At 34.1% G+C, this 25,517-nt stretch carries 30 protein-coding genes and 2 pseudogenes; 15 read left to right on the forward strand and 17 right to left on the reverse strand.

Going from position 1 to position 25,517, the window contains the following annotated elements:
• Complete coding sequence (locus CWS20_RS21250) at nucleotides 1-198, reverse strand: hypothetical protein (protein WP_066196522.1); 198 nt, start codon at nucleotides 196-198, stop codon at nucleotides 1-3.
• A gap of 138 nt (nucleotides 199-336) precedes the next feature.
• On the reverse strand, nucleotides 337-468 hold the full coding sequence (locus CWS20_RS29090) for a hypothetical protein (protein ID WP_276328323.1): 132 nt from the start codon (nucleotides 466-468) through the stop codon (nucleotides 337-339).
• A gap of 122 nt (nucleotides 469-590) precedes the next feature.
• Here CWS20_RS29090 and CWS20_RS21255 point away from each other — a divergent pair, with 122 nt between their 5' ends.
• Complete coding sequence (locus CWS20_RS21255; protein WP_066196525.1) at nucleotides 591-860, forward strand: hypothetical protein; 270 nt, start codon at nucleotides 591-593, stop codon at nucleotides 858-860.
• 250 nt (nucleotides 861-1,110) lie between these two features.
• Nucleotides 1,111-1,428 carry a hypothetical protein gene (locus CWS20_RS21260; protein WP_066196528.1) on the forward strand — a complete coding sequence of 106 codons (318 nt, stop codon included), beginning with the start codon at nucleotides 1,111-1,113 and terminating at the stop codon, nucleotides 1,426-1,428.
• 112 nt (nucleotides 1,429-1,540) lie between these two features.
• Here the strand turns inward: CWS20_RS21260 and CWS20_RS21265 are convergent, their stop codons facing one another.
• Nucleotides 1,541-1,939, reverse strand: coding sequence for a VOC family protein (locus CWS20_RS21265; protein ID WP_066196531.1), 399 nt, complete (start codon nucleotides 1,937-1,939; stop codon nucleotides 1,541-1,543).
• A 799-nt stretch (nucleotides 1,940-2,738) separates the two neighbouring features.
• Nucleotides 2,739-3,019: pseudogene (locus CWS20_RS21270) on the reverse strand (tyrosine-type recombinase/integrase); the annotation flags it as partial.
• 60 nt (nucleotides 3,020-3,079) lie between these two features.
• Here CWS20_RS21270 and CWS20_RS21275 point away from each other — a divergent pair.
• A complete protein-coding gene (locus CWS20_RS21275; RefSeq protein ID WP_066196533.1) occupies nucleotides 3,080-3,367 on the forward strand; it encodes a hypothetical protein in 288 nt (95 codons plus the stop codon).
• Between the two features lie 68 nt (nucleotides 3,368-3,435).
• Here the strand turns inward: CWS20_RS21275 and CWS20_RS21280 are convergent, their stop codons facing one another.
• From CWS20_RS21280 to CWS20_RS21300, 4 genes are all read right to left on the reverse strand, one after another.
• The gene (locus tag CWS20_RS21280) at nucleotides 3,436-4,020 is read right to left on the reverse strand and encodes an Imm64 family immunity protein (protein ID WP_066196535.1); all 585 of its coding nucleotides are present in this window, start codon (nucleotides 4,018-4,020) and stop codon (nucleotides 3,436-3,438) included.
• A gap of 26 nt (nucleotides 4,021-4,046) precedes the next feature.
• Nucleotides 4,047-4,601 (reverse strand): colicin D domain-containing protein, encoded by a 555-nt coding sequence (locus tag CWS20_RS21285; protein ID WP_066196539.1) that lies wholly within the window; start codon nucleotides 4,599-4,601, stop codon nucleotides 4,047-4,049.
• 250 nt (nucleotides 4,602-4,851) lie between these two features.
• Entirely contained in the window at nucleotides 4,852-5,112 is a 261-nt protein-coding gene (locus CWS20_RS21290; RefSeq protein WP_066196542.1) for a hypothetical protein, read from the reverse strand.
• Between the two features lie 968 nt (nucleotides 5,113-6,080).
• The gene (locus CWS20_RS21300; RefSeq protein ID WP_142385405.1) at nucleotides 6,081-6,344 is read right to left on the reverse strand and encodes a hypothetical protein; all 264 of its coding nucleotides are present in this window, start codon (nucleotides 6,342-6,344) and stop codon (nucleotides 6,081-6,083) included.
• Between the two features lie 1,741 nt (nucleotides 6,345-8,085).
• Here CWS20_RS21300 and CWS20_RS21305 point away from each other — a divergent pair.
• Nucleotides 8,086-8,292 carry a hypothetical protein gene (locus CWS20_RS21305; protein WP_142385406.1) on the forward strand — a complete coding sequence of 69 codons (207 nt, stop codon included), beginning with the start codon at nucleotides 8,086-8,088 and terminating at the stop codon, nucleotides 8,290-8,292.
• A gap of 69 nt (nucleotides 8,293-8,361) precedes the next feature.
• On the opposite strand, the gene CWS20_RS21310 is transcribed toward CWS20_RS21305, so the two are convergent.
• The 4 genes from CWS20_RS21310 to CWS20_RS21325 all read right to left on the reverse strand — a co-directional run bounded on the left by CWS20_RS21310 (nucleotide 8,362) and on the right by CWS20_RS21325 (nucleotide 10,568).
• A complete protein-coding gene (locus tag CWS20_RS21310) occupies nucleotides 8,362-8,568 on the reverse strand; it encodes a hypothetical protein (protein ID WP_066196553.1) in 207 nt (68 codons plus the stop codon).
• A 272-nt stretch (nucleotides 8,569-8,840) separates the two neighbouring features.
• Complete coding sequence (locus CWS20_RS21315; RefSeq protein ID WP_066196556.1) at nucleotides 8,841-9,014, reverse strand: asparagine synthase; 174 nt, start codon at nucleotides 9,012-9,014, stop codon at nucleotides 8,841-8,843.
• Between the two features lie 308 nt (nucleotides 9,015-9,322).
• Nucleotides 9,323-9,871, reverse strand: a complete 549-nt coding sequence (locus CWS20_RS21320; protein WP_066196559.1) for a DUF4145 domain-containing protein — start codon at nucleotides 9,869-9,871, stop codon at nucleotides 9,323-9,325.
• Nucleotides 9,872-10,376: 505 nt separating this feature from the next.
• Nucleotides 10,377-10,568: a DUF4177 domain-containing protein gene (locus CWS20_RS21325; protein WP_066196560.1), complete on the reverse strand. Its 192-nt coding sequence runs from the start codon at nucleotides 10,566-10,568 to the stop codon at nucleotides 10,377-10,379.
• 1,009 nt (nucleotides 10,569-11,577) lie between these two features.
• On the opposite strand from CWS20_RS21325, the gene CWS20_RS29450 reads away from it, so the two are divergent.
• Both CWS20_RS29450 and CWS20_RS21340 read left to right on the forward strand, forming a co-directional pair.
• Complete coding sequence (locus tag CWS20_RS29450) at nucleotides 11,578-12,516, forward strand: N-acetylmuramoyl-L-alanine amidase (protein WP_083957350.1); 939 nt, start codon at nucleotides 11,578-11,580, stop codon at nucleotides 12,514-12,516.
• A gap of 138 nt (nucleotides 12,517-12,654) precedes the next feature.
• Nucleotides 12,655-13,224, forward strand: coding sequence for a hypothetical protein (locus CWS20_RS21340; protein WP_083957351.1), 570 nt, complete (start codon nucleotides 12,655-12,657; stop codon nucleotides 13,222-13,224).
• A gap of 123 nt (nucleotides 13,225-13,347) precedes the next feature.
• Here the strand turns inward: CWS20_RS21340 and CWS20_RS21345 are convergent, their stop codons facing one another.
• On the reverse strand, nucleotides 13,348-13,539 hold the full coding sequence (locus CWS20_RS21345) for an alpha/beta-type small acid-soluble spore protein (RefSeq protein ID WP_066196566.1): 192 nt from the start codon (nucleotides 13,537-13,539) through the stop codon (nucleotides 13,348-13,350).
• Nucleotides 13,540-13,794: 255 nt separating this feature from the next.
• Here CWS20_RS21345 and CWS20_RS21350 point away from each other — a divergent pair, with 255 nt between their 5' ends.
• The 7 genes from CWS20_RS21350 to CWS20_RS21380 all read left to right on the forward strand — a co-directional run bounded on the left by CWS20_RS21350 (nucleotide 13,795) and on the right by CWS20_RS21380 (nucleotide 20,392).
• Complete coding sequence (locus tag CWS20_RS21350) at nucleotides 13,795-15,075, forward strand: ammonium transporter (protein WP_066196570.1); 1,281 nt, start codon at nucleotides 13,795-13,797, stop codon at nucleotides 15,073-15,075.
• An 80-nt stretch (nucleotides 15,076-15,155) separates the two neighbouring features.
• Nucleotides 15,156-16,142 (forward strand): DUF294 nucleotidyltransferase-like domain-containing protein, encoded by a 987-nt coding sequence (locus CWS20_RS21355; RefSeq protein WP_066196576.1) that lies wholly within the window; start codon nucleotides 15,156-15,158, stop codon nucleotides 16,140-16,142.
• Entirely contained in the window at nucleotides 16,133-16,852 is a 720-nt protein-coding gene (locus tag CWS20_RS21360) for an exonuclease domain-containing protein (protein ID WP_066196580.1), read from the forward strand. Before CWS20_RS21355 ends, CWS20_RS21360 begins: the two co-directional genes overlap by 10 nt.
• Nucleotides 16,853-17,017: 165 nt before the next feature.
• On the forward strand, nucleotides 17,018-17,941 hold the full coding sequence (locus tag CWS20_RS21365) for an ABC transporter ATP-binding protein (protein WP_066196583.1): 924 nt from the start codon (nucleotides 17,018-17,020) through the stop codon (nucleotides 17,939-17,941).
• Nucleotides 17,916-18,650 (forward strand): ABC transporter permease, encoded by a 735-nt coding sequence (locus CWS20_RS21370; RefSeq protein ID WP_101226383.1) that lies wholly within the window; start codon nucleotides 17,916-17,918, stop codon nucleotides 18,648-18,650. Before CWS20_RS21365 ends, CWS20_RS21370 begins: the two co-directional genes overlap by 26 nt.
• 6 nt (nucleotides 18,651-18,656) lie before the next feature.
• Nucleotides 18,657-19,790 carry a sensor histidine kinase gene (locus CWS20_RS21375; protein WP_066196586.1) on the forward strand — a complete coding sequence of 378 codons (1,134 nt, stop codon included), beginning with the start codon at nucleotides 18,657-18,659 and terminating at the stop codon, nucleotides 19,788-19,790.
• Nucleotides 19,787-20,392, forward strand: coding sequence for a response regulator transcription factor (locus CWS20_RS21380; protein WP_083957352.1), 606 nt, complete (start codon nucleotides 19,787-19,789; stop codon nucleotides 20,390-20,392). Before CWS20_RS21375 ends, CWS20_RS21380 begins: the two co-directional genes overlap by 4 nt.
• Before the next feature lie 8 nt (nucleotides 20,393-20,400).
• On the opposite strand, the gene CWS20_RS21385 is transcribed toward CWS20_RS21380, so the two are convergent.
• From CWS20_RS21385 to CWS20_RS21395, 3 genes are all read right to left on the reverse strand, one after another.
• Complete coding sequence (locus CWS20_RS21385; RefSeq protein ID WP_321202686.1) at nucleotides 20,401-20,649, reverse strand: helix-turn-helix transcriptional regulator; 249 nt, start codon at nucleotides 20,647-20,649, stop codon at nucleotides 20,401-20,403.
• Between the two features lie 161 nt (nucleotides 20,650-20,810).
• Nucleotides 20,811-21,044 (reverse strand): YczO family protein, encoded by a 234-nt coding sequence (locus CWS20_RS21390; RefSeq protein ID WP_066196589.1) that lies wholly within the window; start codon nucleotides 21,042-21,044, stop codon nucleotides 20,811-20,813.
• A 98-nt stretch (nucleotides 21,045-21,142) separates the two neighbouring features.
• Nucleotides 21,143-22,576 (reverse strand): carbon starvation CstA family protein, encoded by a 1,434-nt coding sequence (locus CWS20_RS21395; protein ID WP_066196592.1) that lies wholly within the window; start codon nucleotides 22,574-22,576, stop codon nucleotides 21,143-21,145.
• 264 nt (nucleotides 22,577-22,840) lie between these two features.
• Here CWS20_RS21395 and CWS20_RS21400 point away from each other — a divergent pair, with 264 nt between their 5' ends.
• A complete protein-coding gene (locus CWS20_RS21400; RefSeq protein ID WP_066196594.1) occupies nucleotides 22,841-23,575 on the forward strand; it encodes a hypothetical protein in 735 nt (244 codons plus the stop codon).
• 97 nt (nucleotides 23,576-23,672) lie between these two features.
• Nucleotides 23,673-25,112 carry a UDP-N-acetylmuramoyl-L-alanyl-D-glutamate--2,6-diaminopimelate ligase gene (locus tag CWS20_RS21405; protein WP_066196595.1) on the forward strand — a complete coding sequence of 480 codons (1,440 nt, stop codon included), beginning with the start codon at nucleotides 23,673-23,675 and terminating at the stop codon, nucleotides 25,110-25,112.
• Between the two features lie 193 nt (nucleotides 25,113-25,305).
• On the opposite strand, the pseudogene CWS20_RS28850 reads toward CWS20_RS21405, so the two are convergent.
• A pseudogene (locus CWS20_RS28850) lies at nucleotides 25,306-25,517 on the reverse strand (IS3 family transposase); the annotation flags it as partial.

Consider the following 25,517-nt stretch of genomic DNA (forward strand, 5'->3'; position numbering starts at 1 on the left):
TTAAAGGTGCTGAAAATTTAATTTACTTGGATTCGAAATTTTAATAGATAGCACCTCTCCACAATCTAAGCAGAAAGTATAAATTTTTTCAGAACCAATTGTAAACTTTTTATCTAATGGTCGGATATTTATGTAGTCACTTCCTCGGGCAAATGATGTTCCTCCACATTGAGTGCATTTTTTGTCTGTTGGATTCATTTTTTATCACCTCTTAATAAATAGTTACGATTTATTTATAAAAAGGTTTCAAGTAAACAAAAGATAGAAGGAGTCAATTTGAAGAAGGCTGACAAACGGGATAGTAATTTACAAGGTTGAAGTCAGCCTTGAGAGAAATTATTTGTCAAACTCGCATAAATTTGTACCTATAGAACAACCTTGCGGGTCAACCTTTGCAGCGGAAACAGTAGTTGTCAAAGCAAAGGATAAAACTGTTATTAAGCCTAGTCTTATCAATAACTTTTTCATAATCTCACCTCCTTATAGTTATTCGATAATATATTAGCAGTTATTGGAAGAATATTAAACATATTTTTGTATTTTTCTGGTAAAATAGTTACTTATAACTATAAGTAAAGCGAGGGGTAAACTTGGAATTTACAAAACGATTTAATCAGATCAAAGATAGGATTGAGCGGTTAGAGGAGCACAGTGTTAATGGATATGTAAAATTAAATGTATTTACTTTGACCAACGATATAGAGTGGCTTTGCCATGTAGTTCATCTTCAACAAGAGGAGATAGTAAGGCTAGAAAAAGAAAATTTAAGATATTTTCAAGCGTTAAATCAAATAGAACCTATTCATAAAAGTGGAAAGGTTAAGCAAATAGCAAGAGAAGCTTTAGGAAACAAAGGATAGATAAAGTACAGTATTTAATAAATGAACAAAATTCTTCCCGGAATATTAGATGTTAATATAGTAAAATAGTCATGAAATTTAATGGGGAGATAGGTGACTTTTGTGAAGTGGATTAAATATATCAGACAAAAAAAAGAAAAAAGAGATTTACAAAGATAATTATATAGGTAGTGAGATAGAGGTTTATAAGCAAATAAAAGAACATATTGTTTCTGTAGAAAAAAAATTAAATTATACAGGTGCAAGATTGTTGCCCTTGACATTTTTGGTAGGAATTATAACTCCAATTTTTGTATCAGTATTTTTTAAAGATGACAATGAAAAAGCACTTTTAATTCAGTTTAAAAATAGTGTGGAGGATTTCACAACTCAAATCAATGATATATTTATGATTATTTTGTATGGACTTTTACTATTATTAACAATCATCATCATGTTTGTAATAACCGTGATGTGGATAATTTTTTTATTTCAATCTTTTGATAATAGATTCAGGAACTCAATATATAAAATAAGTATGATAAATGAAATATTAGATGGAAAGATTAAAGATTTAGAAAAAGATTAAAAGCCAGGACTTCTCCCGGCTCATCCAACTAAATTATATCATGGGAGGGGTCCTCGCCCCCTTTAGTTTATAATAATTCGTATAACCAGAATATTTTACCATTCAACCCTTATCATTCTTTTGAAATCGGTTGAAATAAGTCAAATGCGTTACCATACAAATCTTCGAAACCTACGCCTTTTCCGCCTGGAACATTTTTCGGTTCCCCATGAAAGGTCACGCCACGGTCTTTCATTTCAAGATAGTCCTTTTCAATATCGTCACTTAAAAACATGATTAACACCTGGTTTGCTGCTTGTCTACCAATAATCGCTTTTTGCCCCGGTGTGTCTGCTTTGACTAATTCTAGTCTCGTTTCATTTGCAGAATTCGGTGAAACAGTTAGGTACTTCCACCCCGGTGAAAACTCTATTTCATCACGAACAATGAACCCTAATTTTTGGGTATAAAATTGTTTTGCTTTTTCAAGATCCTTAACTAAAATAGAAACTTGGGATGCTTGTGTAATCATCTCAACATTCCTCCTCTATCAATTATCTTACCAACTATTAGCCAAAAAAACACATTATCAGACATTTAATATATACTTTTTAATTTCTCAAGTTTCTGTTCTATCAAATCCCAAATCGCCCCCTCTTTTTATTGCTCTTATTCGCTCATTTTGATGTAATATCCTTCTTTCACTAACCTACCCAGTTTGTTGAATAATTAGTTATTGATCTCAAATGTGCTTAAGGAGGTAGGGAGTGCAATTTAATACTTTAAAAAATGCTGAAAAAACAACTTTCGGCAACAGTTCAGCCACAGGCATTTTTTAACAATCATTTTGGATAAGACAAAAATAAAGGAAGCCAAGATAAATCAAGGTTTCTTGGTATAGAGAATAAGGGCTCGAACTCCTGACCTCATTGTTCCTAGAGTAAAGATTATTGGTCGAGAAAATGATAATTGTGTAAATTAAAAAATGGCAGTTCTAACTTCCGGCAAACCTTTTTAATCAAAGTTTATCGGCTGAACTTTAATTGTCGTCAAAAGTCGTCATCTTGTTTCAAAACTAAACCTAAAATATCCTACAAGTGGTTTATAGAAGCTTAATTTATATAGCTTTATAGTATGTGAACTATCTATACCTTAATAAGGATGTTACATTGACAGGGTAGAGGTCGCTGGTTCGAACCCAGTCGGAATCATACTAATAAACGTTGAAATGGCGCTATTCCTAGATTATCTGGAGTAGCGCCATTTTCTTTTTTTGTTATATGGGCAACGTTTTTTATTTTTCATTATTTGAGCAACTTATGGGCAACAAGCTAATTTTTTATAAGGTGGTTATCCATTGCTTTAACTGCTTCAATTTGCATAGTTTCTAATACATGCGAATATATATCTAATGTAATAACCACCCAACTATGCCCAGTCTTTCACTTATTACTTTAATATTTACTCCATTTTCTAAAAGAAAAGTAGCATAAGTATGTCGTAAGTCATGAAATGTTATTTTAGGTAATTTAGCTTTTTCAGTTAAACTATAGAATGATCTTAATAAATTTCTTGGGTTAATTGGTGTACCTGTTTCTGTACATATGACTAAGTATTTTGTATCTATAATAAGACCAAAGAAAAAGCAATTTTTTCGATGGAATTTTTTCCTTTGTACTCTTCAATGAAAAGGGACATTAATACAAACAGTATAAAGTTGGAGCTATTATATGTCCATGATGAATCCTTAAGACGAAAAGGAATCACAGGATATTACATCGATAAACTTAAGAGACTTGCAATTGATGTAGGTGTCGAATGTATTTATGTTGTTGCAAATGTAAGTGTTGATAATTTTTCAAAAGACAAAAAAGGGAATGCTCTATCTCAAAATGATTTAGAGGAATACTACAAAAGAAAAAGTTCTCCCGAAATGCCAATAATAATTATGGATAAATAAAACAAGTCCTTTGCATAAAGCAGGGGACTTGTTTTATTTAAGATGAAGAGATTATCTAAAAATAATATTTAAGCTCTCTCAGTAATACCGTTTACATACCATGTGCTCTTGGAAATTTTCAAACCAGATTCACTATTAGTGATTTCAATGGCATATTGAGTATTTGTCTCTTTTTCAAATTGTTCTGGTGAAAATTGAACTTCTGCTTCTTGGTTCGCAAAAGCATAATCCCAATTAATATTTTCACCTATTTTTTCTATAGTATTGATGATATTTTTTTCTACTGATTCTAAACTATCTACATCATAATTACTTAATATATCAACTTCTTCAAATTCAAAGCCAAAGCTATAATAACTATTTTCATGTTTTTCAATCTTAAGCAGCCCATCTATAAAGAGGTTTCCAAATGGAAAATTATTAAATGAAAGCTTCAAATAATAAAAGTCAGGTGATTTATCCATTATATTCTCCAAAAATGTCTGGTTAGGATTATTGTAATCTATTCCATTAAATCCTTCTTCATCATTAGAAATATGTAAAGAAGAAAAACCAATAGAATTATTTAAAAAATAATTTAAGAGTGAGGAAAAATTATTTTTCAAAGTAGATAAATCGCTTTTAACAAAAATCACATTCATTGTTGCACCCATAATATAATGACCACCTTTATTTAATATTATTGCTTCTTAGCCTTCATTCCATTGCTTCTATGATAACTGCCTTGAGCGTCTGTGTATTTCCATCCTGAGATAAAATCACCTTGTGTATTAGTATAAACGAAATTATCACCTTTAAAAAACACAAAAACATCCTGTCCGCTGTATTTTGATAGATAAATTTCTGTAGAGTCTCTAACGTGATCTCTTAATGCATCTTCAAATTTCGCACGATTGATTAAGTTGTAATTACCAGTTACGCCAAAGTCTTTTGCATGTTTAAATTTCTTTTGTAGTTGAGATGCACTAGCTGAATATTTTATTGCATATTCAATCCCCTTTTTAGCACCAGTGGTTATTAATAATCTTAATGCTAATGCTGGTAAAATCATTGGCTGTACTTCCCCATTTAATGACTCAGTACTTTCAGGAATTTGAATTGTTGACGGAACTGTAACCTCAACAGATGATGCTTCCTTAGTTGGTGTTTCTGCATTGGCGAATAACGGCCCTAAAGAAGAAACCATTAATACAAATACCATAAAGATCGATAGTGCTTTAAAAATCCCTTTCATTGTTTGATGCTCTCCTTTTCTGTAAATATTTTACTTACAAATGGAAGTATATAACATATAATGACAAATTAATAGACTATTAACTGCTAATATTTTTTAAATTAATTTTTTAAAAAATATATAAATAATTACAAAATAAAGTATAATCGGCTTACCTAACTTTTAGAAAATTGTACTTTTGGGTAATGTTTGTTAGGTTAAAGAATCTTTCGGTAAGTTTTATTGAAATAAAAAAGACCCACTAGGGGTCTTATGCATTCTCTTCCTCTTCATCATAAGGCTTGTGATCAATAATAACTGTGCGGGTAGAGAAATCAATTTTATGATTAAAATTATATGCACTTTGATGGAATTCAACAAAATTCTCTTCGACTGAAAAGATTGCTAAACCATCATTTTCAGAATCAATAATTGAAAATTTATTTTGTGATTCTACATCTACAAATAAACTATATTTCTCATGCAAAGTAATATTCCAATTGTTCACTAGCTTTAAAGTTTTAGTTTTCATTTTTATTCCTCCGAGAAAAAGTTTGTAAATATACCATATTATTGTAATATATTTGTATAATTATAACAATTATTTTTTTCTTTTTTGTTTTAATATAGTCTAGCAACATTCCGACTACTAACCCAGTAACGATTAACTCGCTTATCTTACCAAATAACACACGGAAAATTTGTAGGTGAAATTGCTATCTCTAATGTCTTTGAGCTTGAGTATATAGTAAAAGAATTTGTAAAATTAGAAGAAACACTAAAGTATAGAATAGAGGAGTTTTCTGCTATCATGGTAAAAGACTTTTTGACTTTTGAAGCATATGGAAATTAGAGGCGTTAATAAAGGATCAAATGGCGATAACGTTTACATTATAATCCATTTGGATGACGGTGATTATGTATTACTTGAAAAAGCAAAGCAGTTAAATATTAGAACTATCCCATTATCCAAGTTTAATAGTATGATTTTAGCAAATGACTCTTTATATCATTAAGTTGATCTCTACAAATATCTAAAAAAATCCACAATTTATTTGCTAAAAAAATATTTTACAACAGATTAAAGAAAAAACAAGGAAAAGCCATCAAAAATAGATGGCTTTTCCTTGTTAAAGTATATTATTTCATGATTCAAAAAAACTATAAACCCCAAATCCTAATAGTACTATGAGGATTAAAGAAACAACCAAGACAGAAGCAACTAAAATTTTATTATTCATAAATCGTTTGATAGACATTTTATAGGTCCCTTAACTGCTTGCAAGCTTTTTTTATCTGGGAATATTTTTTCATTTTTTACAGTAGCCTGCTGCGGCAAGTTTATACATATCAGCAATCATGTTAGCAGCGATCGTTGCACCAACAAAAGTTACTACTACCATCACTGCTGCTAATAGAGCTACGGAAATTATTGGTGAGAAAAGAATAATCTCATCTTTTATCTCACTTTTATAAATTCATACATCATTGCTAGTTCTTTTAAAGAAAGATAATCTGAATAGAATGCATCAATATATTAAATTGTTCATCAGTTAGATTATTTTCTCCAACTCTATATGAATCGAACTTATAAACGCCATTCTCGATAAATAGTCCATTTTTAATTACTTGAACAGCATGATCGAATTCTTCATCTGTAATCTGTTCAACTTCGTTATTTATCCTTTCAACAACATCAGGTGATTCTGCAGATACGTGATTAAAAGAAGGTAAAGCAATACCTAAAGCTAACATCAAAGACATTTAAATCACAGTAATTCTCTTCATTTCCAATCAATCCTCATATAGGGTATTTATTACATGATAATTATATACCAAATTAATCCAAAAAATATATAAAACTCTTAAAGAGTGATTAAGTACCTATTTTTATATTCATAAATTAATTTTGATTTAAATTTGCTAATGCATCTTTTGATATAATCTCACTTATCCTAAATAAGCATGAATGAAGTATATTACAAAATAGTAAAATTTTCAAATATCCTACATAACAATAACGTTTGTTCTGTGATAGGATTGCTTTTTTAAAGATAAGCTAAAGTGGTATGGAGAGACAGTGCGGAGGAGCTTAAGGGTAGGATTTGTAGGTTAGATTGGATTAATAAGATGGTGTATCTACGCCACCAGGTGGTAGCGGTAGTGGGGGAGAAGTGAGTACCATCTTCTTTCATGTGTATCTTCTATCCATGCATCACCAGTTCTCATTCTTTGCTTCTTCCAGTGTAGCTTAAACTGATGCATGTCGAAAGTGGCTATGAAACGATTAAGGTTAAGTTTATAGATATTCTGTATATACTAAGCACTCCACAATGAGAGAGCTTTTTTTATTGCGCTGCCAGTACTATTTAGATCAACTAATATGTGTCCATGAAAAAATACGAGCAAGCTGCATTAAATTGAACTTAGATAGGAGATTTACCAATTTTTTATTTATATAAATCAAAATAGGTCAATATCTAGAACGCCTGTCCAGCCTTATTCATATGATATAACAAAGGAGGTGATTGGAATGTCTGGTTGCTGTAGAGACAATGACAGAAGAAGAGATTTTGAATTTGATGCTAAAATTAAAATTGACCGAGATGATTTCTGTCGTGCTGTAGATAGTTGCATTGAGGACTTACTTGATCGTCGCAGGGATGATCGTCGCAGGGATGATCGTCGTAGAGATGATCGCCGTAGAGATGATCGTCGTAAACGTTGCTGTAATTGGAATTGGGGCTTCTAAAAAAACTCCTTGTAATAAGACTAACTCCCCTGTCTAACATGACAGGGGAGTTAGTTTTTATTACAGATTTTTCGCTGGATCTTAAACGTTTTGAGCACTGCCATAAAATGGTGTAGCTGGTTTAATTCAGTTTTCATCCCCAATTACTCTAACAGCCATATTGAGTTCTTTTGAATACTAGAAAGAAATTCTAAATGGTTAATTACAAGTGATATTGAATAGAGATAAAAAGCAAACAACGTAATAAAAATCACCATGTAAAATATGAATAAGACCACCACCAACTGAATATTGTCGGTGGTAGTCTTATTTTTATAGATTTATTAAATTGCCCATTAGGATATTAAAAATATGATCAAATGATGGAGACGATTTAATCCAGCCATTCAGTTGGAATTGGATGGCTGGTATTGGCGTAGTCTTAGTTTCTAGTTATTTATTTTTTACTACGTATATAGACTATGAAATTAAAATCAAGTTTACTAAACAGATGTTATGATTAGGAAGGCAACCCTAAAATGGATAGTCGCGATAAGTCCAGTATTAAAGGTAACCAAGATAAGAAAGAGGCAGAAAAGGTTGGTGGATTTAACTTCGCATGTGAAAAATAGAGCTTTTTAATGATCAGATGTATATTCATTCTGTCACTATCGTTTTTTACAGGAATTGTATATAATGATGTGCTACATGGGTATGAATATTCAAAAAATGCAAGTGGTTAAAGTCTATTTTGACCCTGAAGGAGGGGCGATTATGTCTGTATCCTTACGTAACTATGCAATCATTGGCCTGGGATTATTATTTTTAATTTTATTCTTTTTATCAGTTAATTCTTATTTCGGTCATAAAGAAATTTTGGCTGCATCAAATGGCTGTTATGAATCAAATGGGATGCCAGTAGTATCCAAAGACCGGTTTGCCCTAAACTGGTCATTTAGTTGTGATTATAGTCAAAAATAAGTAACTGCAGAGGCGTATAAGCTACCTATCTAAAATGTAAGGAATTTAAAATTCTATAGGTAGGAGGAGTTAATGATTCGTATCTTTTTCTCTTTCATAAAAGTATTTACGGAATTCATAGCCTGATGCTAGTAACTCTAAGATCATCATAATAAAGAATAAGATTTGACTCGTTGAACTAAGTGAATCAGGCGACCAACCGCCATTAATAAAGTGTCTGAATGAAGTTAAAGTTGCACCTAATGTAGCAACAAATAATAATATTATACGAATCATTACAGTACTACCCTTGTTTGATTAGTTTATTTGAAATTAACATAATTTGGATAATTAAACAAGGGAAGAAAAATTTTATAAAGGTCCATTTATCCAATTAAAAAAATAAAGGACATACCAACAAACTTAACATGAAATTTTCTTGGTGATGGGCAAGCCTGCGGGAGATATTTTAAATCGTATATATAACAGATGTGACCAAGGTGAAGGGCAATTGCTAATCCACTTGGAAATACTATTACAGGAGAGCACGAAATTGTGCTCCCCCGATACTAACGTCGATGCTCTACAAGATCAATTGCACCTAAAACAACGTGGGCTAAACCAAATTCAAAAACAGTGTCTGCAATCATTTTATTTGAACCACGCTTTTTCCTCAATGCATATCCAGTAGCCGTAACAGCTGAACCTAATACAGTTGGGATTAAACCTTCGCGAATATTCATGTAAAAATCCCTCCACATCTTAGTTAGTAGGGCGTAATTTCTTGTAACACCCTAATATACTATTTGTAAACAAATCATTATATATGCAAAAGACTAATTGAACAAATACTTAGACGAATTAATTTAAAATGATAATATATTACCAAAGCAACTAATGGAGAAGTCATTAGGTAACTTGTACATATAGATTTTCTATGCCTTTTAGGAGTATTTGTTCGCTTAATTCTCAGCGTGTCCTTACAACAAATTGAATAGAGAATTTCCCGAAAGCAATCTAATATTAAACAACGGTGCATGTATTAGAAAATTCAACAGCCTTTTAAAATAGAGATGATTTTTTTTACCAATTCATAGTATTTAATGGCTTGGAGATATGAGAGAGTTTCTTGATGAGAGTGAGCTGCGGTGTTTCGGAGTTCTCTTAAGTCGTGTAAGGTTGCAATGGTTTCATTATCTAAGAGTTCATTTTTAAGAAGTAGATTTATTAAGCTTAAAGGGTTTGATTTTTTATTTTCAAGGAGATTATTACTGTTTAATAAATTTTTAAGCTCGTGCTCTATCAATGCCCATGCCATAATAATTGCGGCATTTGGAGAAACTTGCGCAATCGTTAATATTTCTAAATCTTTGTTATTTGTTTGATAAATGTCAAAGTTCATTTGTTCGTTATCATCAAGAGTGGTTTCGAGTTGATTCAGTTTTTGCTCGAATACCATTTCTAGATTGTTATAAGATAACCTATTTAGATTGGTTAGAATTTTGCTTAGTGGATTCCTTAGTAAGAAAACACAAATAAGAACGACCATTGGCCATGAGAGCGCTTTTATGATTGCAGAAACGAATTCTAAAGTGTTCAATGTATTCATCCTTCCAAGTGAAATGTGACTAAATTTACAGCTGGAAAAATAAATGTAAACAAGAGATGATTTAAACTTTTGGAGGAAAATGAAAAGAAACGTAAAATGATTGAAAATAGTGTAAGGTTATAGACTCTATAAAGATGTATACGGAGGTTTATTGAACAATATTCGTTATGGATTATAAAAAGAATTGAGCGAATTAATACCCGATAATTAAGCCTATAGCCATGAGGATTACTGCAACAGAGGGTTTTTTAAAGTAATTCCTCCTGATTTTTAAGTTAATATAACTAGAAAGATTAAAAAGAACCAGAAAAATAAGGCACCAGTAATTGGCACCTTATTAAGAAGAAAAAATTTAATTTTTTTCACGATCATAATAAATGGCTATAAACACACAAATTGCAATTGGTATCCAAAGGGCAAATTCCATTTATACACCAGCCTTAGTTGTAGATTTATTATATGACGGATGTATAAGCAATTAGTTCATTTTAATCGTTTATTCCATTAGTTTTTTTTCGAATATAATTTCCATTGTAAGGGCCTGTCCTCCGGCAGCAAAAGGAGGGGTTAATATTTGATGTAGCCTCCAGCCTTCTTTTGCGTGTGTATGAATAATTTCTTGATAATCCTCTTTAGGGGTCCCTGTAAATGAGCCAACAGATATTTCAACAAACTTATAATCGTACATATTTCCCACCTGCTTAAAAAGTATTTATTATTTTTACGAGTGAAATGGAAAAAAGTTTCAAGCTAATTTTTCTTCAGGAATACGGAAGTTCGTTTGTCTCGACAAATGCTTTTGATTTGCCAAGATTTGCTCGAATCCTGTCTATTAAGGCACTTTTGATCCTTCATTTTGAGAGGATAATTCGAAGGAAAAGCAGAGGTTGTTTGAATCTGAACAATAAGTGGATTTTTGGTTCTGTTTAGTTTTATGTTCTAAAGCCGTACCTCTGCTACAGAATAAATACTAATACAGCCCTTCACAAAAATTGAGAGGGACTTAAATACGAAAAGCACTTAATGAAATTTCAATTTAATCCTTCGGCCCAAATAATAGCTTCTGAAAACCATAATTAATAAACGACAAAATGTATGAAGTAAGGAAAAGTGTAGCTGAATTAAATTTTTTCAATTTATAATGGCCGATTTTTTGAAAGAGGTCATTTAGTGGATAGGCAAAGATTAAATCCATCAATAAATTTACTATAGAATAAAGCGGGAATTTTCCATAAGTAAAGTGAAAAACCCATAGGTTAATGGTAAAGAAAGGGCCGAAAATAAAAGCGAGGGCATCGAATACTAAATATTTTACTCCGCCTTTGACTTTCCACCATTTAAACACAATTGATAAAAGTGTTTCAATGAGTAATAAACATGAGGTGAAAATTGTAACCGGTATATATTTTCTAAAGGAACCTTTAGGTAGAAAGAGTATGGTGATTACCCATAAAAAAATAGCGTTTCCAATTCTGAATAAATTTGCAGTCACATTTTCCCCGCCTTTCTATTTAATATAATTTGATGCAGGCCTTTATTTTATTCTTAAATTGATACAGGATTGTTAAGTAAACCTGCCTTTTTACTATAAAAACTTATATATAATGATTGAGGATAAAAATATGAAATAGTAGGGAGGCTGTCCACACGGGCAGCCTTTCCTGTTACATAAACTATGAGAAAGGAGTGAATAATTAATGGTAAAGATTTTTATTGATCCCGGTCATGGAGGGACGGATACAGGAGCAACTGGCAATGGCTTGCAAGAGAAAGCATTAACTTTACAGATTGCTACGAAAATTAGAGATTTATTACTGCGTGAATATAATAATGTAACCATTCAGATGAGTAGAACAGGGGATCAAACGGTCTCATTGAATCAGCGAACAAATGCTGCGAATAGTTGGAATGCTGATTTTTATCTTTCCATTCACATTAATGCTGGCGGTGGATCAGGGTATGAGGATTATGTTTATACAAATGTTGGTGCTTCGACAGTATCCTACCAAAATATTATACATGGAGAAGTAATGAAAGCAGTCGATTTTGCAGATAGAGGGAAAAAGCAAGCTAATTTTCACGTTTTAAGGGAATCGAATATGCCAGCCATTCTCACAGAGAATGGGTTTATTGATTCAGCTGCGGATGCCAATAAACTTAAACAGTCGTCCTTTATTGAAAATATCGCGAAAGGACATGTAAATGGTTTGGTCGAAGCATTCAATTTGTCAAAGAAAACACCAGCCACCAAGCCAGTCGAGCCTAAGCCGACAGTTCCTGATAGCGACCCAAAACCTCGTGCAAGCAGCATTGTTGATTATTTAAAATCAATAGGTGTTGATTCTTCGTTTAATCATCGGAAATTATTAGCATCACAGTATGGAATTAAAAATTATACTGGTACAGCCGCGCAAAATACGCAGTTGCTTAACAAGGTGAAGAAAGGGCACACACCAAGGCCTAATGCGCCAGTTAAAGGAGATATGGAGACAAACAGTATAGTGGATTATCTTAAATCCATTGGCAGAGATTCCTCTTTTTCTGGCAGGCAAAAACTTGCCGCCCAATATGGTATTAACGCTTACACAGGTACAGCTGCACAAAATAGCTTATTATTAAAAAAAATACGAGGATAAATGAGTTACCCTTCAATAGGGTATTTTTTTTGAGAAAATATGTGTTCTTTGGCAGAAGGGAATGAGATTCCCAAATAATGAATAAAAATCTGCTCCTTGAACAAAATGAAGCAGAGTAATTTAAAGGAGGTAAGTACAGTGGATCGTAATGAATTGCTCGAACAAATTAGTTGGAAAACCGATGAACTAGCGCATTTAGTGGCTGAATATTGGCATCAGTATTCTGATTATACTAATTGGCAATTTTGGTTTGTTCTTTTTGTCTTAATTGCTCCTTTAGTTTTGCTGTACTTTACTATAGATAGAAACAGACTCTTTGAAATATTTTTTTTCGGATATACTGTCAATATGCTTTGGACAATGGTTGAGGCCGTTTTAACAAGAGAGGGCTTATTTGTTTATCACTATTTTTTAATGCCATTTTTACCTAGTGCCACGAATATGACCACTTCGCTATTGCCTGTAAGCTTTCTTCTTTTGTATCAATACTGTACAAACAGGGGTAAAAATTTTCATTTGTATGTTTTAGTTCTTAGTGCATTATATGCTTTTGTGTTTGCAAATGTAGAAGAATATGTTGGCTTGCTTTCATTAAATAGAGGAATGAGTAATTTTTATATATTTTTTATTGATGTTGTTATAGCTTATTTTTCCTATTGGTTTACAGTATTTTTGCTGCGATTTAAAGAGATGCCCAAATTTAAGTAATAAATCAGTTAAAACAACCAATGTCAGTTTATTTACATTATTATGTTAAATATATTAACAAAAAACAAAAAAGAGGTGTCAACAATTATTGTTGACACCTCTATCGGTTTTGAGCGGCTTAGTCTATTGCTTTTTGTTGTGGAGCTGCTGCTCTCCTAATGCGACGAGTCGCTTCGTCATTTCCCCGCCGACAGAGCCATTTGCACGTGCGGTTGTTTCTGCACCTAGCTGTACGCCAAACTCTTGAGCAATTTCTTGCTTCATTTGATCCAATGCGTTATTTGCACCGGGTACTAAAAGTTTGTTTCTTGCCACGGATACATCACTCCCGACAAACGATTTTGAGCAATAGGACTATCGCTCGTTTTTAACCTTTCCAAATGTAAAGGTTATCATTCGCCTAGGTAAATTTTATTAGTAAAATTAGTAACTAAATTTTCTAAAAAATATAAAAATATCATTGACTTATAGGAATTTTGCGATAAAATAAAAAATAACTTAATTAATGTCATATAATCTAACATCAGTTAGTTAAAATGTATGACGTGAAATGAATGAGGGGGAATATAGATGGACGAAATGTTCTATTTGAACAGTTTATGGACGATGCTTGCTGCAATTTTAGTTATTTTTATGATAGGCGGCTTTATATTACTTGAAGCTGGTTCAACAAGAATGAAAAATGCTGGCCATATTGCCGGTAAAACCATTTTTTCTGTAGGCTTAACATTTTTAGTGTTCTGGGCCGTTGGCTATGGCTTTATATTTGGCGGAGATGGGAATTTCTTTGTTGGCATGACAGATTTCTTCGTTTCAGGGGCAGAAAGTGGTGCTTCTGATGTCTCTGATGCTGTGTTCTTTGTTTTCCAAAGTGCATTCGCTGCAATTGCCGTTTGTATTGCTCTAGGAGGATTCGCAGAGAGAGCAAAATTTCCTGTCTATGTTGGCTTTACTATCCTTTTCTCAGCTTTTGTCTATCCAGTTGTGGCTCATTGGATTTGGGGCGGCGGATGGCTTGCGGCACATGAAAAACAAGATTTTGCGGGTTCGACAGTTGTTCACTTAACTGGTGCAATGGCTGCACTTGCAGCAACGATCCTGCTTAAACCGAGGATTGGAAAATATAATAAAGATGGCTCGGCAAATAATTTAGCAGGACATAACCAAGTTTATACAACACTTGCAGTGCTGATTCTTTGGGTAGGATGGTTTGGCTTTAATGCTGGAAGTACGACGTCTGTAGATGGTGCGTTTTTTGGGTATGTTGCATTAAATACGAACTTAGCAGCAGCTGTTGGTGCGGTAGCTGCACTAGCAATATCATGGGTTGTTCTCGGAAAGTCTGATATTGTGACAACATTAAATGGCGCATTAGCCGGTTTAGTAGCAATCACTGCATCCTGTGCCTTCGTCGAACCGTGGGCGGCAGTAGTAATTGGTCTTGTAGCTGGACTGTTGGTATTCTATAGCACGAAGTTCTTTGATAAAATGAAAATAGATGACCCAATATTTGCGCTATCAGTACATGGTGCTGCAGGTGTTTGGGGTACATTATCAAACGGTCTATTTGCAACTCCGGAATTAGCGGCAGCCAATGGCGGAAGTGCTGGTTTATTCTATGGTGGAGGGTTCGGTCAATTAGGCGTTCAGGCAATGGGCGTTTTTACTGCTGGATTGTACGCATTCGTTGCATCTTTCATTATCCTTTTTATTCTTAAGAAATTAATGAACGGTCTTAGAGTTAGTGAGGAAGAAGAGATTATGGGTCTAGATATAAGTGAACATGGTAACTACGGGTATCCTGAAGAGTTTTTAACTGAAAAAAACAACAATAATAAATTAACATCTTAATGAAAAAAGCCTCCTTTAATAAGGGGGCTTTTTAGCAAAAAGACATTCGTAAAGTTTTCTAATTAAAAGGAAGTGTATGATTGGATAAACAAATAGAAACATACAAGGACATTAAAAACTGGAAGGAAAGTGAAATACGAAATCATATTTCAGATACTGTTTCCTTAAATTCCTTTCATGATGAAGTAATGAAGGCTGTGTTTTCATTGGCGTTGAAAAAGATGAACAAAGAGCCTCCATGCCGTTTTTCTTGGTTTATCACAGGCAGCGGAGGAAGGAGAGAACAAGGGTTAATAAGTGATCAAGATCATGGCATCATTTATGAAATAGAAAATAGTGAATGTGCAGGTTATTTTTCCAGCCTAGGTGAAAAATTAGCAGATGGATTAAATATCTCAGGATATCCATATTGCGATGGCAATGTAATGGCGAGCAACCCGCTATGGACTAAATCTATAGCTAAATGGGAAGAGCAGCTTGCTTATTGGCTGAAGGAAGAGAGCTGGGCAACGATTCGCAGCCTGCAAATCTTTTATGATGGCAGGTCATTAATTGGTGAGGAAGAATATATCCGGCATTTAAAATGTTATATTCACCAATCGATTCAGCATAACCCAAATCTTTTAAAAAGGCTGCTTGAAAATGTCAGGCATATTAAAAATTCAATTGGTCCTTTAGGACAAATTCTGACAGAAGAAACCGGCACATATAAAGGAAGTATAAATTTGAAATATACCGCCTTTATACCATATGTGAATGGGGTTCGGCTGCTTGCATTAAAGGAAGGAATAGAAGACACGTCGACAAATGGCCGGATGGAAGCATTAATAATGAAAAGTCCATATAATGAGGATTTGCATAAATATATAGAGAGTTTTAAACAATTGCTAACTTACAGACTACTTTTAATGAATGATGTTGAATCTTATGATGATGCTCATCACTTGTTTATTAAGAATTTAAATAAGGAAAAGAAAAATGAGATTAAAAAAATATTAAAAAATGGCAAAAGACTTCATCAATATGTAGCCAATCTTATTGAACAGGGTGTGAAGTCATGGCTTTAGAACCTTTTTTTCAATTTGTACGAAAGCTGAACAATAACCGATTTGGTGGATTACAATCTCAAAATTCACAGCATTTAGCTTTTATGAGGCAATTGCATAGGGAAATGAAAGATTATAACGTGATGGAAGAGCCTCTAGAAAAAATCAGTGCGGTCGTGTTTGATATTGAAACGACTGGTTTTTACCCTGAAAAAGGAGACCGGATTCTCTCAATCGGAGCAGTAAAAATCATCGATGGACAAATGCTTGAAAGCGAATCCTTTTATTCTTTAGTTCGTTTTGAGGAGGAACTCCCGGAAGGCATTAAAAAGTTAACGGGGATTAATAATAAAGAATTATTGGCTGCACCGAGTTTATCAGAAGTAATGATACAGTTTTTTAAGTTTGCTCAAGACCTACCTTTAATCGCTCATCATTCAAGTCATGAAAAAAAATTTATGCAGCATGCTTCATGGACGATGTTTAAAACATCGTTTAAACATAGATTATTTGATACATCCTTTTTATATCGCTTAATTGAACCGCAAGGAATATCAATTAAGCTGGAAGATTTCTGCGTAAGAAATGGAATTGAAATTGTCGATCGGCATCACGCGCTAGGAGATGCCAAGCTGACTGCCGAATTATGGCTGTGCTATATCATAAAGGTACGAAATGCTGGATGTGAGACAATGAAGGATGTATATGAGAAAATTGCGAAGCTCTCATAAAGACGCCATAGATGATGAATCTATGGTGTTTTTTTGTCTCCAAAACATTAGAATTGAGTCATTTTGTTTGAAATGACTTTTGTCATATTTAATTGATGACATAATCCACTAATTTAACAACAATTACTCCAATATACTTAAAATAGTAAATCAGGAGGTGATTGTTTGGAAATAGTTATAAGTCTTAATCAAATTACAAAGCAATTTAAGAAACAAACGGCGGTAAATAACATCTCAACAGTTATTCATAAGGGTGAATTAGTGGCGATTTTAGGACCGAATGGTGCAGGGAAATCGACTACCTTATTAATGATGCTCGGTTTAATTGAGCCGACTAACGGCGAGATTACTTTAATGGGGGATCATCCGAAACATAAGCGGAATAGAGAGCGAATTGGGGCGATGCTTCAAGAAGTCAGTATGATTGATGCGCTTACTGTAATGGAGGTCATTCAGCTGTTCAGGAGCTATTATCCTCAGCCGATGGCATTTGAACAGTTGATTTCAATAACGGGTTTACAGGAGGAGGATTTAAAGAAAAGAGCTGATAAGCTATCAGGCGGGCAAAAGCGAAGACTAAGTTTTGCATTGGCGTTAGCTGGTGATCCGGAAATTATTTTCTTTGATGAACCAACTGTGGGAATGGATACGAGTGCAAGAAGGAATTTTTGGAGAACCGTTGAGGAAATGAACAAAAAAGGAAAAACAGTTATTTTTACAACTCATTATTTGCAAGAAGCAGATGATGTCGCTAAACGTATAATACTATTTAATCAAGGAAAAATCATAGCAGATGGAGCGCCAATTGATATTAAAAGAAAACTGACAGCATCATCGGTTTCTTTCGCTGCGAATGACTTCATAAGTTTAGAAATGCTGGCAACCATCGCTTATGTAATGAAGGTTGTTGAAAAAGATGGAAGAGTTTTCTTAGAGACTGATCATACCGATGAAGTACTGGAAGAGATATTTGCCAGGAAAATCAAGGTAAAGGATATTAATATTCATCACGGTAGATTGGATGAAGCATTTGAGCAATTAACAAGAAGGGGGGGTGAATTTGTTGAATCCAGTTTGGATGCAGTGTAAAGCAGAAATATTACGGATATTTCGCAATCCTTATTTTGTTTTCTGGTCATTATTTATGCCGATATTATTCTATTTTCTTTTCACTAATGTTTTTAATGTAGGCATGGGTGATGAATGGCATGCTCATTTTTTAATGTCTGTAACATGTTTTAGTGTGATGGGCTCGGCGATTATGACATTAGGCATTCGCTTAGTGGAAGAGCGAACGAAAGGATGGTCCATGTTTATGAGGCTGACGCCACTTTCTGATGGAGCGTATTTCTTTGCGAAAATGGTGGGCCAAACGATGATTCATATCTTTTCAATCATCATTATTTTTACAGTGGGCTCTTTCATTAATAATGTTACTTTAACAATTAGTCAATGGCTATTATGCGGCATGTGGATTTTGCTAGGCTCATTCCCGTTTTTAGCTTTAGGCACACTTGTCGGATTGATGAAAAAAGTGGATACTGCTTCAGGTGTAAGTAATGTGATCTATATGGGATTAGCCATATTAGGCGGTATGTGGATGCCGATGGAAATTATGCCTAAATTTATTCAATCGATTGCACAATGGATTCCTTCCTTTCATTTTGGAAGCGGTGCTTGGGAAATGGTAAGAGGCAATGCTCCTTCGCTAGTAAATATTTCTGTTTTAATAGGATATCTTATCGTGTTTGTCGTATTATCAATATATATAAGGAGAAAGCAGGAAGTGGTGGTGTAACGTGGAATGGGTACGGCAAACAAGTTTAGGTTGTTTCCAGAAAGATATGGATTTCTTCCGTATGTGTTTCTTCTTTATCTATTAATGCCAGCTTATTACATTGCTGAAGAATCTGGATGGAAGATGGTTGCCGGATACGGGATGCTCTTCTTATTCTTTATGTCTTACCGTCAGCTTTATTGCAATCTAGAAAATAATGTATCAATCGGTTGGTTAGTTATTCAAGTTTTAATTATATTGATATTTTCAATTTTCTATAATTTAAATAGTTTGTTTATGGGTTTTTTTACTGCCCATTTCATTGGCTGGTTTAAAAGTAAAAGAGCTTTTTGGACCGCATTAATATTATTTTCGATTTCTATATTTACAACGCTGTTTGCGTTATTTGACGAGTTCCCAAGCGGTGCGTATTATTTGTTAATTATGATGATCGTTATGTTGTGTTCCCCGTTTGGGATTCGATCAATGAACACAAAGATAGAGCTCGAAGAAAAGCTGAATGTAGCAAACGAACGAATAGAATCCTTGGTGAAAAGAGAGGAAAGAATGCGAATTTCCAGGGATTTGCATGATACATTAGGTCATACATTATCATTGATTACATTAAAGTCACAGCTTGTTGTAAAAATGGTGGATAAAGATACCGGTGGTGCCAGAAGAGAAGCTAAGGAAATCGAACGAACTTCCCGAATTGCTTTGAAGCAAGTAAGAGAGCTCGTTTCTGATATGAGAGCATTAACCATTTCAGAGGTATTGTTTGAATCGCAAGCGATTTTGGAGGCTGCAGGGATAAAGGCTCGGATTAATATTTCTCATGAGTTGGAGGAAATACCAAGCATGACACAAAATATATTAGGAATGTGTGTACGTGAAGGGGTAACAAATGTGGTGAAGCATAGTCAAGCTACTATGTGTTCGATATTATGCGAAAAGCATGAAGGAGAAGTATTCATCAGAATTAAAGATAATGGTAAGGGAATGAGCAATGAGATTGAGAGAGGAAATGGGATATGCGGCATGTCAGAAAGGCTGGAGCTAATTGAAGGCAATTTAAGTGTCCAAACTGATTCTCATAAAGGGTTTATCCTAGAGATGAAAGTACCTGTAATTATTAAAGAAGGGAGGAAGGGGGTATCTTGACAATAAAAGTGATTATTGGAGAAGATCAGCGTATGTTAAGAGGGGCATTAGGCACTCTGTTAAATTATGAAGATGATATAGAGGTAATTGGGCAGGCTGAAAATGGAAGAGAAGTTGAACGCCTCGTTGAGCAGCTTCAACCTGATGTATGTTTATTGGATATTGAAATGCCATTGAAGAGCGGTTTAGCCGTAGCTGAAAAGCTATATATAGAGAAATCAGCATGCAAAATCATTATCTTAACTACTTTTGCCAGACCGGGGTATTTTGAAAAAGCTGTAAGGGCAAATGTCCATGGTTATTTATTGAAAGACGGTCCAAGTGAGGATTTGGCACAATGCATTAGAAATGTCATGAAAGGGAAAAGAGAGTTTGCACCAGAACTAATCTTCGGAAGTTTAAAGGAGGAAAACCCGTTAACTGAACGAGAGCAGGAAGTTTTAAGGATGGTATCAAGCGGCATGACATCAAAGGAAGTTTCCGCGCACCTGTATTTATCTGCCGGGACGGTGCGCAATTATATGTCAGAAATAATCAATAAGTTACAGGTAAAAAATAGAATCGAAGCAATCTCTGAAGCAGAAGAAAAAGGGTGGATATAAAAGGTATATTACATGAATGGCGGAAGACCTTTGCTAAATTCTGAAACTACTGTTGATATTGACTGAATTTGTTGGTCATCCAAGTCAAATGCCGCTTTTATTTTATTCTCTAAATCTGCTGTTACTCTTCTTTTTCCCACCTCTACTAGGGCGATAAGTGAGAAGCTGCAGCTGACGATTCTCGCAAAATCACGCTGGGTCATATTGTAGCTTTCCCTTAAAAACTTTATTACGTCTTTGTTCATATTTTTGCTCATTTTCTTCACCTACTATATAGCATTTAGTCGTAATGCTTCTATATAAAATTAGCATTGTTCTAAGCTATTTGTCAAAGTTATATTATTGAATGAGGAAATTTTGTATTTATCAAAAAATGACTGCCCGATAAAATGGAGGGCAGTCATTACACGTTGGAAAGCTATTTAAACATTCTTTTCTTCTTGCTAGTTTCAAAATCTACTTTATACTTTTCCTGTGTTGATGAATGATTTTTTTGTTCTTTTTTATTTCTTTCTTCTCTTTTTTCCAGCTTTAAATCTTCCATCGGCAGAGGATCAACATTTTTTTCCTCTGGAAAGGTATCAAACAAGCTTTCTTCTTTTGTTTTGTATTGTTCAGGATGGTCCATATTTTTCTTATCTTTTCTCATCATCTTTCACATCCTTATCAGGTTTATTCATCTTTACCCTTAATAAAATCAAAAAAACATAGCAAAACACATGAGAATCCATGTTTTTGCTATGTTTGAAGTTAAGCAGCTGTTGTATTTGATTGATTTTTTCGTTTATGAGATTGAATGATTTTCACAATATACCAAAATGTAACAATGATTGTGATGGCAGTTCCAATTGCTAGTGAAAGATTATATGACATTTGAAATCCTTCTGGAGCATAAAAAATGTAAGTCCCAGAGACCCCTGTCATAAATAGTGCTGGAATACCACAAATCCAATGGAACTTTTTATATTTTAATAAAAATATAGTAGCAGTCCAAAGCATGATTGTTGCAGACAATTGATTTGTCCATCCAACATATCTCCATAGAAATGAATAATCTATATTGGCTAGCAGGAAGGTAGGTACACCAACTAGTGCTGTAACTAATAAAACTTGCGCTTTTCCTTTAAGGTGAATTATTTTTTCTAATAATTCAGACAACATCATTCTTGAGGACCTCAAAGCAGTATCTCCAGTTGTAATCGGTAAAATAATTACACCCAAAATGGCAAGTAGTCCACCTAATGTTCCTAATAGAGATGTAGAGATTTCGTTAACTACTCCGGCTGGCCCTCCAGTGGCTAATGCTTCTTGAAGACCTCCTGTACCGCCAAAAAACGTCATCCCAGCTGCTGCCCAAATTAAGGCAATGATTCCTTCACCAACCATAGCGCCATAAAAAACTTTACGGCCATCAGATTCCTTTTTTAATGTTTTTGATACGATAGGGCTTTGCGTGGCATGAAATCCTGAGATAGCTCCACATGAAATGGTTACCATTAAAAGTGGCCAAATTGGAAGTTCACCTGGATGGAGGTTATCTAGTGTCAAATTAGGTAGCGTCTGTCCACTAAAAATTAAGGCGATTCCAATTGATGCTGCCATAAAAATGAGAATGGCTCCGAAAACAGGATAGATTCTGCCGATAATTTTATTAATTGGTAAAACAGCAGCAAGGATAAAATAAGCAAAAACAATTAATAATGAAACAGTAAAGTTTAAAGGTGTTATGCTAGATATTAATTGTGCAGGACTTGCAGTAAATGCAGCTGCAACTAAAATCATTAAAACGATAGATAAGATATTAATAAAGGCCTTCATGCTATTTCCTAAGTATCTGCCAACTAAATTTGGAAATTGCTCCCCTTTATGTCTGAGAGAGAGCATGCCAGAAAAATAATCATGGACAGCTCCTGCGAAAATACAGCCAATGACGATCCAAATGAATGCAACAGGTCCATACAGTGCACCCATTAGTGCACCAAAGATGGGTCCAGTTCCAGCGATGTTAAGTAATTGAATTAAGTTTCCTTTCCACCAGCTCATTGGAACAAAATCCATTCCGTCAGAGTGAGTATATGCTGGGGTTTTAATTGAATCATCCGCACCGAAAATTTTCTCTACAATTTTTGAATAAATAACATACCCTAAGATTAATAAGGCAATTGAAGCTAAGAATGTGATCATATGTTATTCCTCCTGTTGTGAAATATTTCAGAAACTTGTGAATATAGGAAGTATTTTATAGGTAAATTGCAAGTAAATCAATAGTCTTTTCAGAAAAAATACTATTTTTGAATAATTGTTCAGTTTAATTAATCTTTCTACATAAAAATGAGTATGATGAACGTCCTTTCCCGATTTAACATAAAGTGCTATAAGGTTTTATGTAATCTATCTCAAAATATATGGAAACAAATGCAAATGGAAAAGTTTTTGAGGAGGTAAGAGATGACAGTCATTGTACAGTCTTCACCTAAACCGCCAGTCAGCCGTTTTCGTGGAATACAAAGAGACATATATCATGCTTTGGAAAACAGTGAACAGCTCCATCATTATAATACTTTGCATGAATTGTTATTCGAGTTGCTTTTAAGAGAAAATTTAATAAAAGCAGCAAATCAAATGCATAACAGCCAGGCTGAATTTGCACCTTTCACGCATTCTAAATTCAATCCGGAAATATGGACAAAAACAAAGTATGGATATGTGCTCAAGCCATATATTATGCCCTCGGATGCCATTTTGGATGTATTTTATAACAGCAAAGAATATGCTTTTGAATGTTCAACTGCCATTGTGCTTTTGTTTTATAAGGCAGTGCTTGATTCGATTGCAGTCAGTCGGTTTAATACTCTTTTTCAAGGTTTGCTCGTGTGGGATTGGAACTATGATCAGGATTTAGGGATTGATACAAGGATAGGAAGGGACTTTATTCCAGGAGATGTTGTTTATTTTTATAATCCAGATTTTGATCACCCAATCTGGACTGGTGAAAATGCCGTTTATTTAGGAAATAATCAATATTTTGGCCATGGGGTTGGACTGGAAACAGAGCAGGGTATGATTGAAGCTTTAAATACGCTTAGAAAGCCTGGTGCCACTAGAGATGCATATTTAATCTCCCAGCATAGCCGGCTGAATTATAAATATTTATCGCAGTTTGCAAGGCGAATATTATCATAATTCCAGATTTTGATATGTCCTTTTGAGGGCATATTTTTTTTGTTGCAGGGAATAAAAAAAGTATAGATATTATGCTTCTATTCAAAGGAGATTACATATGAAATTAGCCGAGATATTTGCAATTTTAGGGAATAGAAGTGGCGGAATTTCGGACTTGTCTATAAATGGTATACAATCGGATTCTAGAAAAGTGAAACCAGGTGATGTTTTCGTTGCTGTTAATGGAAATGTCGTTGACGGACATCAATATATAGCCGAAGCGATTGAGCAAGGGGCAGCTGCTGTCATTGGTCAACAATCTTTATCAAGCAGGCTTGCTATCCCTTATATAAAGGTAGATAATTCCCGTGAAGCATTAGGAAAATTAGTAAGCCACTTTTATCATTATCCTTCAAAAAAACATATTATGATTGGCATTACCGGAACGAATGGTAAGACAACCACCTCCTATTTAATAAAACATATTATTGAGAAAACAGGGAGAACTTGCGGACTGATTGGGACAGTGGAGAATGTAATAAATGAGCAAAGCTTTTCACCATCTAATACGACTCCAGATGCAGTTCTTTTACAAAAACTATTGCATGAAAGCAGAGATGAGTTCATCATTCTTGAGATATCTTCCCATGCGCTTAATCAGTCTCGAACAGAGGGACTGGAACTTGACTTTGCTTTATTTACAAACCTTTCTCATGATCATTTGGACTATCATCACAATATGGAAAATTATTTTAGTGAAAAGAAAAAGATATTTCAATTATTAAAAACGACTGGTGAAGCGGTGATTAATTATGATAACGAATGGGGAAAGGTATTATCTGGAGAGCTGACAGCTATACCGTTCACTTTATTTGGCAAAGATACAGAGTTCGAAATAAAGGACGTTGCTTTGAAAGGACAAACATCATTCACCATTCATCACAATGGGGAAGCGTTTTCCATTCAATTGCCTCTTCAAGGGATTCATAATGTTTATAATGCATCAATGGCTTTTGTTACTGCATACAAAATGGGTATTCCGCCGCATAATATCTCTGCAGCTTTTCGTTCATTCCCCGGCGTTCCAGGCAGGTTTGAAACATTTTATAACGATAAAGGCGCTAGGTTTGTTATCGACTATGCCCATACAAAAGATGCTTTTGAATATTGCCTTCAAACAGCAAAATATCAACATGCGAAAAATATTTATCATATTTTTGGATTTCGTGGGGGAAGAGATCATACAAAGCGAAAAGAAATGGTAGCAGCATCAGCAAAATATAGTGATGGGATTATTTTAACGCTTGATGATTTAAATGGAGAAGCAAAAGAGGATGTTATTTTGGAACTGAAAAAACATCGTGCCAGCTTTCCAAAGAGTCAAGTGATTCCAGATCGAACTATTGCTATTCAAACTCTTTGGGAAGCGGCACGTGAGGGGGATTGGGTATTTATCACCGGCAAGGGACCGGAAGAATACAAGGATGATTATCAACTAGGAACAAGCGGTGACTTAGATACTTTAAAATTTTTAAAAAGTAAAGAGGCTGGGACATAACAAAATGAACCATTCCTAAAACCGAATAACTTCTAATTTAATAAAGCGATGTTAATAAATAAACCGACCTATTACGAAACTCTAAATGAAGTGACCCATAAAAGTTAGACACGGTTATTTCATCAGGCAGCGGTTTGGGCATGAGTTCGATATTGAATCGGACTCATGCCTTTTAATTTTGCCTTAATACTATAATCCCGGCATAAGCCACAAGTGCCTTTACCGGATATTTATACCTTAATTCACAAATGAGTTTTACTTTGTCTTTCGTGGTGATTTTTCCTTGGCTTGAACTAAGGCATTCAACTTTTTTAAATACTCGTTTTCCATACGTAAACGTTCAATTTCTGCTTGTAGTGGTTCTGTAGACCCTTCAACAGGTGATTGTTTTGTTTGTTTATTCGA

The sequence above is a fragment of the Cytobacillus horneckiae genome, from assembly GCF_002835735.1.
Lineage (GTDB): Bacteria > Bacillota > Bacilli > Bacillales > Cytobacillaceae > Cytobacillus > Cytobacillus horneckiae.

Coding starts and splice junctions, on each gene's coding strand:
- CWS20_RS29090 (WP_276328323.1), bottom strand. CDS start 468: ATGAAAAAGTTATTGATAAGACTAGGCTTAATAACAGTTTTATCCTTT.
- CWS20_RS21310 (WP_066196553.1), bottom strand. CDS start 8,568: ATGATTCGTATAATATTATTATTTGTTGCTACATTAGGTGCAACTTTA.
- CWS20_RS21375 (WP_066196586.1), top strand. CDS start 18,657: ATGGGTACGGCAAACAAGTTTAGGTTGTTTCCAGAAAGATATGGATTT.
- CWS20_RS21325 (WP_066196560.1), bottom strand. CDS start 10,568: ATGTACGATTATAAGTTTGTTGAAATATCTGTTGGCTCATTTACAGGG.
- CWS20_RS21395 (WP_066196592.1), bottom strand. CDS start 22,576: ATGATCACATTCTTAGCTTCAATTGCCTTATTAATCTTAGGGTATGTT.
- CWS20_RS21300 (WP_142385405.1), bottom strand. CDS start 6,344: ATGTCTTTGATGTTAGCTTTAGGTATTGCTTTACCTTCTTTTAATCAC.
- CWS20_RS21385 (WP_321202686.1), bottom strand. CDS start 20,649: ATGAGCAAAAATATGAACAAAGACGTAATAAAGTTTTTAAGGGAAAGC.
- CWS20_RS29450 (WP_083957350.1), top strand. CDS start 11,578: ATGGTAAAGATTTTTATTGATCCCGGTCATGGAGGGACGGATACAGGA.
- CWS20_RS21390 (WP_066196589.1), bottom strand. CDS start 21,044: ATGATGAGAAAAGATAAGAAAAATATGGACCATCCTGAACAATACAAA.
- CWS20_RS21280 (WP_066196535.1), bottom strand. CDS start 4,020: ATGGGTGCAACAATGAATGTGATTTTTGTTAAAAGCGATTTATCTACT.
- CWS20_RS21405 (WP_066196595.1), top strand. CDS start 23,673: ATGAAATTAGCCGAGATATTTGCAATTTTAGGGAATAGAAGTGGCGGA.
- CWS20_RS21305 (WP_142385406.1), top strand. CDS start 8,086: ATGTCTGTATCCTTACGTAACTATGCAATCATTGGCCTGGGATTATTA.
- CWS20_RS21400 (WP_066196594.1), top strand. CDS start 22,841: ATGACAGTCATTGTACAGTCTTCACCTAAACCGCCAGTCAGCCGTTTT.
- CWS20_RS21350 (WP_066196570.1), top strand. CDS start 13,795: ATGGACGAAATGTTCTATTTGAACAGTTTATGGACGATGCTTGCTGCA.
- CWS20_RS21290 (WP_066196542.1), bottom strand. CDS start 5,112: ATGAAAACTAAAACTTTAAAGCTAGTGAACAATTGGAATATTACTTTG.
- CWS20_RS21250 (WP_066196522.1), bottom strand. CDS start 198: ATGAATCCAACAGACAAAAAATGCACTCAATGTGGAGGAACATCATTT.
- CWS20_RS21285 (WP_066196539.1), bottom strand. CDS start 4,601: ATGAAAGGGATTTTTAAAGCACTATCGATCTTTATGGTATTTGTATTA.
- CWS20_RS21360 (WP_066196580.1), top strand. CDS start 16,133: ATGGCTTTAGAACCTTTTTTTCAATTTGTACGAAAGCTGAACAATAAC.
- CWS20_RS21315 (WP_066196556.1), bottom strand. CDS start 9,014: ATGAATATTCGCGAAGGTTTAATCCCAACTGTATTAGGTTCAGCTGTT.
- CWS20_RS21265 (WP_066196531.1), bottom strand. CDS start 1,939: ATGATTACACAAGCATCCCAAGTTTCTATTTTAGTTAAGGATCTTGAA.